The 5885-nt window shown below is 38.2% G+C and carries 5 protein-coding genes, 1 pseudogene and 1 CRISPR repeat array; all 6 genes and pseudogenes read right to left on the bottom strand.

Going from position 1 to position 5885, the window contains the following annotated elements:
- Positions 1-153 precede the first annotated feature (153 nt).
- A CRISPR array of direct repeats spans positions 154-443; the repeat unit is 29 nt; unit sequence GTTCATATTCCTCTTAGGACGATAAAAAC.
- Positions 444-520: 77 nt separating this feature from the next.
- Positions 521-811 (bottom strand): CRISPR-associated endonuclease Cas2, encoded by a 291-nt coding sequence (cas2, locus tag J7K79_RS03800; protein ID WP_296905344.1) that lies wholly within the window; start codon positions 809-811, stop codon positions 521-523.
- On the bottom strand, positions 808-1788 hold the full coding sequence (gene cas1b / locus J7K79_RS03805) for a type I-B CRISPR-associated endonuclease Cas1b (RefSeq protein WP_296905346.1): 981 nt from the start codon (positions 1786-1788) through the stop codon (positions 808-810). The genes cas2 and cas1b overlap by 4 nt, the downstream gene beginning before the upstream one ends.
- A gap of 8 nt (positions 1789-1796) precedes the next feature.
- Positions 1797-2315 carry a CRISPR-associated protein Cas4 gene (cas4, locus tag J7K79_RS03810; RefSeq protein WP_296905348.1) on the bottom strand — a complete coding sequence of 173 codons (519 nt, stop codon included), beginning with the start codon at positions 2313-2315 and terminating at the stop codon, positions 1797-1799.
- Between the two features lie 2 nt (positions 2316-2317).
- A complete protein-coding gene (gene cas3, locus J7K79_RS03815; RefSeq protein ID WP_296905350.1) occupies positions 2318-4651 on the bottom strand; it encodes a CRISPR-associated helicase Cas3' in 2334 nt (777 codons plus the stop codon).
- A 12-nt stretch (positions 4652-4663) separates the two neighbouring features.
- On the bottom strand, positions 4664-5437 hold the full coding sequence (cas5b, locus tag J7K79_RS03820; RefSeq protein WP_296905352.1) for a type I-B CRISPR-associated protein Cas5b: 774 nt from the start codon (positions 5435-5437) through the stop codon (positions 4664-4666).
- Positions 5434-5885, bottom strand: a pseudogene (locus tag J7K79_RS03825) (type I-B CRISPR-associated protein Cas7/Cst2/DevR); the annotation flags it as partial. The gene cas5b and the pseudogene J7K79_RS03825, both read right to left, overlap by 4 nt.

A 5885-nucleotide genomic window follows, 5' to 3' on the forward strand; every position in this document is an offset into this window, starting at 1 on the left:
CGTCTAAAATGTTGCCTTGTGCATCTTTCTTCCACTGATACAATTGTATCTCTTTCAAAGTATTTGTACAAGTTTTAAGAATGTGCAACGTATGTCGCTTCACAAGGTCTATGCCCTGTTTCACATTTTTAGGAGCACCTTTCGCGTTGAAGCGTTCATATTCCTCTTAGGACGATAAAAACTGCTATACCATTTTCCGAAGTCGTCAAGTTCCTTTTGTTCATATTCCTCTTAGGACGATAAAAACGTATTGTTCCCGCACTTTTGAGATTGAATCTTACTGGTTCATATTCCTCTTAGGACGATAAAAACTCTCAGGATCGAAGACAGCAAGATTGAGCTTGCTATGTTCATATTCCTCTTAGGACGATAAAAACGGTGTGATGTTGCCGGTATTGAAAAAAATTCGTCCACGTTCATATTCCTCTTAGGACGATAAAAACCGCAGTTGTTTTTGTAGTAAAAAAGCACAGAAGCCTCATTTTCTTGAACAAGTTTTGTGTCAAACCTCCAGTTTTGTCTAGATGAAATTTGACGAAGGATCATCTGTGTTTGTCAAGAAGTCTCTTTCCATCGTAATGGAGGGTGGCATTTTATAGATTATCACGAAATCTTCGTCTTTATCAATGACACGCGATAATTCGAATTTTAATCTTTCGATTTCTCCTTCTGTTAATTCACCTTCAAAGACAGATTTTTGTATATGGTCAAGATACCTTCTGGCGATTTTTCTTACCTTGTTTAAGCGTTTGATACCTTCTTTAGTCTCTGTAGAAATATCGTAAACCAGGATAACCTTTACCACTATCACCACCACACTTTAAGAGGTCTATATTCATCTTCACCGAGTAAATGCTTTATAATTTTGTAGGCTTCCAACCTTATGAGGGATTGATATTTGATTTTTCTTTTCAGTTTCCTATGGAGAATTGTTTGCTGAAGCATGCTTTCGAATTCTTCTATGAACATTTTTCTACCTTCTTCATTTAGAAATACTCCTTTTGCCTCCTGAAGAAAGTGTTTCTTTCGATCGATCTTTCCAAGATTTATGAGTTTGAATATTATTCTATCAACAAACATTGGTTTGAATATCTCCGCTATATCAAGAGCAAGAGAAAATCTCTTAGTGCCTGGTTCATGGAGATAACTGATTGTCGGATTCAGATGTGTATAGTAAAGCTCCTTTAAAACAATAGAATATGTAAGAGAATTTCCGAAAGAGATAAGAGCATTCAGTTCATTTAGGGGAGGCTGTATGCTTCTTCCTTCGAACGGCCAGCCTGTTATCTTTTCCCAGGTGGAGTAATAGAGTTTCCTGGCATGAGCCTCGCAACTCATGAGCTCTGGGACAGTTCTTGCATACTTTATTTTTTCCAGATACTCGGATATCTTATCGGTGATATCGAAGCCTCTTTTTTCGATGTTTCGTTTGAAATTGTGAATAGCACCTTCTACGAATTTTCTTGCTAAGGTTAATCTTTTTTCAACGTTTAGATAATGCTCGACTTGTCTTACCAATAACTCCCCTGAGATGAATTTTTCTCTTGGGTAGAAAGATCCAGTGTAGTATCCATAGTAGTTGAAAAAATGAAGAACGATATTGTTTTTAGCAACAAAATCTAGGAATTTCGAATTCAGATCAACTTCCCCTAAAAGAAATATCTGATCAACGTTTTCTACTGGTATGAATTTTCTTTGTTGCATACCATTTTTCTGGTACTCTATCAGGATAGTGTTCTCGCGTCTTTTTATCCTTCCAGAGGAGAAGATATAATAATTTCTTCCCATAGAATCACCTACACATAGCACAGCTCGTAATACGAACATCTTTTGCAGAAGGATTTGTTCAACACAGGCGGTGGGATCTTCTCAGCTATAATTTGCTTTATCTCAAATAAAGCGTTTCTTATTCTTTCTTCATCATCCTTCTCAAAGTTTATTTCCACTTTTCTCATTAGTTTGGGATAGTGAATCACGCCGTGAGTGACGTCTAACCCGTATTTCCTCAAAACAAACATGTAATACTTTGTTTGCCAGATATGTGCTTCTTCAAACTTTTTGCTCTTTTTTGTCTCATGGATTATTATCTCCCCACGGAAGGTAATGAAATCTATAACACAATCCTCGATTTCTATTTCTTTGTATTTCTCTCGCTTAAAGCTTTTGAAATTCAACAACTTCCCAATTATGAGGTCTGTCGTTGGTTGTGGCTGTTCCATATCGATATTTTTGGCAAACAGCCAGAGTTTTCTCTTGCAGGTAAAATAATAGGAAATCATGGTACCTGAGACATTCAGTATATCAAGTTCCTCCACGTTTATTTCTCCTTCAGAAAAACTCCTAACCCCTTCTCATATTTACTTCCCTTCAACACATAAAGTGTGCTCGCCCATCTCAGAACTTGATCGTTCTCCGTCTCTATTTCCAGAGGTTCAAGCAGAGATTTATCTACGCTATAAAGCGGAACATCAACGAGGTATCTTGCTGTAATCTGTCGAAATTCAAGGTAACTGCTGACGCTTTTCAGCTCTTCTACGAGATTCTCCTTCAAATTCTCCGGGATAATACTCGTAGATGATATCCTTCTGAAAATCCTGTAAGCTTCGTGTTTTTTCTCCGATGAATAACCGCTGTCCAACACATCGAGTGTTTCGCGAAATTTCTTCATGTAAGCACTTTCTTCGTGGAGCTTCTCGTAGGTTTTTTCCACCCATCTTCTCTTTTGCAACTCGTTCATGAAAAAAGGCTGGTTTTTAGAGAGATACTTGATATCTTTCTCCTCACCTAGAATTTCTTCAGATAAAGCTTTTAGGGTGTTTAATACGATGTCTTCACTGTAGACTCCTTTGATTAGGTTCATAAGTTCCTTTTTATTCTTTCCTATGTAAATAAAGGTGTTTGGTGCATCCTCGATCCATTCTCTCTTTCTGAAAATCCTTCCCATTCTTTGCACCAAGGAATCCGCCGGTGCTACATCTGTTAGTAGAATATCGAAGTCTATATCCATGGATGCTTCAACGACCTGGGTTGCTATCAGTATGATACTTTCTCCATTCATTCCCGGTCTATAGTTTTCCAGAACATATTCGATGCCCTTTCGATCTTCTAAAGTCATACGGGAATGAACGAGAAAAACTCTATCTTTTCCAAGTTTCTCTGCAAGTTTTTGATAGGTTTCAACTGCTTTCTTCACTGTGTTTCTAACGACTAAAACTTTCCAACCTTTTTCAAAGAATTCAAGCGCCTCTCCTGTGGGATCAGAAGAATCTTTGAGTTTTAGAACGTTTCGACGCAGTCTTCCTTGAGGAATACTATCATAGACATCCTTCATATTTTTCTCACTCAGATCTGTCCTCCTTACAACTTCGTCTTTAATGAATCCAGGAAGGGTGGCTGTCATTATTAAGAATTTTCCCTCGAGAGTCCTTACGTCCTCAACAGTTTTAACAATTATTGCAGCTGCTTCGGGAGAGTAAGCCTGTATTTCGTCTATCACTAGGAAAGATCTTGCCATCACTGAATAAATCATTTCATAGCCAGGATACTTCAATGTAGCAGGAAAAATCTGATCTCCTGTTGCCACAACAAATGGATAAGAAAAGAATCTCGATTGCTCTACAATTTCTAGAACTTCTCCTTCTCTGTCTTCAAAATCTCTTCTGTAAAAGTTCGTAAGGAACAAGTGAATGGCTGCATCGGAGTGGAGAAGGCCCACACTTTCTTCTCCAAAATATTTCTTTACTCTCTCGTACATCATGTTTGTTGCACTCTGAAAAGGAAGTGTAAAGATTGTCTTACCTCTGCTCCACATCAAAGCAAATTCTGTCTTTCCAGCGCCTGTAGGAGCGACAAGAACGGTGTTTTCTCCTCTTATGTCTTCCAAAACGTCTGATTGCCATATTTTATCGTATTTTTGCTTCAGATCGTTTTCAACTACCTCAAGCGTATCCTTTTTAAATTCTATATCCGATCTTTCTAAAAGTTCCTTTTTTCCTATTTCTTCAGCGCAGGAAGCGAATCTGTCTGCCCTCATAACCGTACCTAGGACAAAAATGTAATGTTTGTAAACATCGTCTTTCAGGTTCAATTCCTTGAGAATTATGCTTGGAAGCAGAGAAATCAAATAAGGAGGAAGAACCAATCCACTATCAAAAATCGTGTTTTGTGATAAATACTCACACAACGGCCTGTTCAGTTCTATATCGCATTCTATATCTTGGAGATCCTTCATTTCCTCTTTGACCATACGAACCAACCTATCTCCTATCTCTAGAAGCCTCTTGAAAGCTCTACGCACGTTTTCTTGTTTGCTACCAAACAGATAATCAAGATAGGTTTCGCGCCAATGATGATAGAGAACCGCAGAGAGAAAAACTCTTGAAAGGCTTTCTCCCATTTCCTTGAGAGTGTTTTCTGGTATGAAAGCTATACTCAAGAAACTGTGTGGCACTTCTGGTATACCATCTTCCGGGACATTGCCCCCTACTTTCTTTTGAAACTCATACGATACCTTTCCTAAATCGTGGTAAAAGATCACTTTCTTCACAAACTCTTTCAACTCTGGCTCTATTAAAAATTTGTCCAGTGCCTTTAGAACATCCTTTACATGCTCTCCAAGGGTAATCCCATTACTTTTAGCGAGTATGGGCATACCTATCCCCCTTCATTTAGGAAGTTGTATCCTACCGAGAAAAAGAGGTGTATTGTTCCAAGATAGAACCTCAGGGATTTTGAATTTAATCATGGGAATTGCTCCGCAGTAGAGTTTGGCGTGGATAAACTTGAAGACTCTCTTGTTGTTTCGAGCGGTGTAAACAGAGGATACCTTGTAAGCGGACCCTACTATTTTTTTGTAAAGTTCTTCATAGGAATCACTTATTTCATCTGCAAACTCGGGCGAAGGGATCCATGTATAACCGTTCGTATTGAAAACTTGCTTTTTTTCACAATTAACCAGTTCAACTGCAACCTCATCCACAACGTCTTCTGATCTTCCAAGATGTAGTCGAGAAGTGTATCGAGGATTCTCAAAAGATTCTCTTATCATTTCAAGTATGTCTTCTTTTGCTTTAAGAAACAGGTTTATCCTCGGATTTATGAGTGTTTGAATCTTAACCGGTAGTTGCCCCCCAGGATGTTCTATTTCGTTGTTTATCTCTCTGTTCAAAGAATACCCAAACTTTGTTATATGAGACTCCTTTGACAGATTTCTAAACCAGGTGTACTCTTCCACCACACCATCGTGATCTCCGACAATTGCTATAGAAAATCCTGAGCTCAAAAATTGATTTATTTTTGCTTCATCACCGAGAATATTACAAACGAATCCGATCGCAGTTGAATACATCGGAATAGGGAACGTTTTTCTTTCGAATATGAGAAAAGGGATGGCGAAATGACCAGTTGATGCTTTAATCCCTATTCTTAACAGCTTCATGAATTTCCTTTCCCTCCAACAACATCATTTATCCAATTGCTCAAATCTTTTGGCCCTTCACAAAGTTTATCCACGTTACCTTTTAAAATGAATGGCATTCCCCAGATCTTGTAATCTATAACGTTTGTATTCTCCTCTGCAATTTTTGTTATTGATTCTATGTCTATTTTCCCGCCATTCAGCCTAACGTAAGGATTGAAGAGTGTCACTGGTAGCTTTGTTGTAGCAATTACTATAAACACAGGCGACACGCTCCAGCTTTCCGTTGAGGAATGGATTTCAAAACCATTGATTATAATGTCAAAGAACTCTTTCAGGCGCTTTTGTTTTTCTCCTTCATCGAGTGTTACGAAAATTTTGTAAGCTTTTTCTCCCACGGATTCGAGTGATATGTTTCCGTTGCCAGTAGCAACGTTTTTCTTTTCTTTCAATTCTTTCAGATCTATTC

The sequence above is a fragment of the Thermotoga sp. genome (assembly GCF_021162145.1).
Classification (GTDB): Bacteria; Thermotogota; Thermotogae; order Thermotogales; family Thermotogaceae; genus Thermotoga.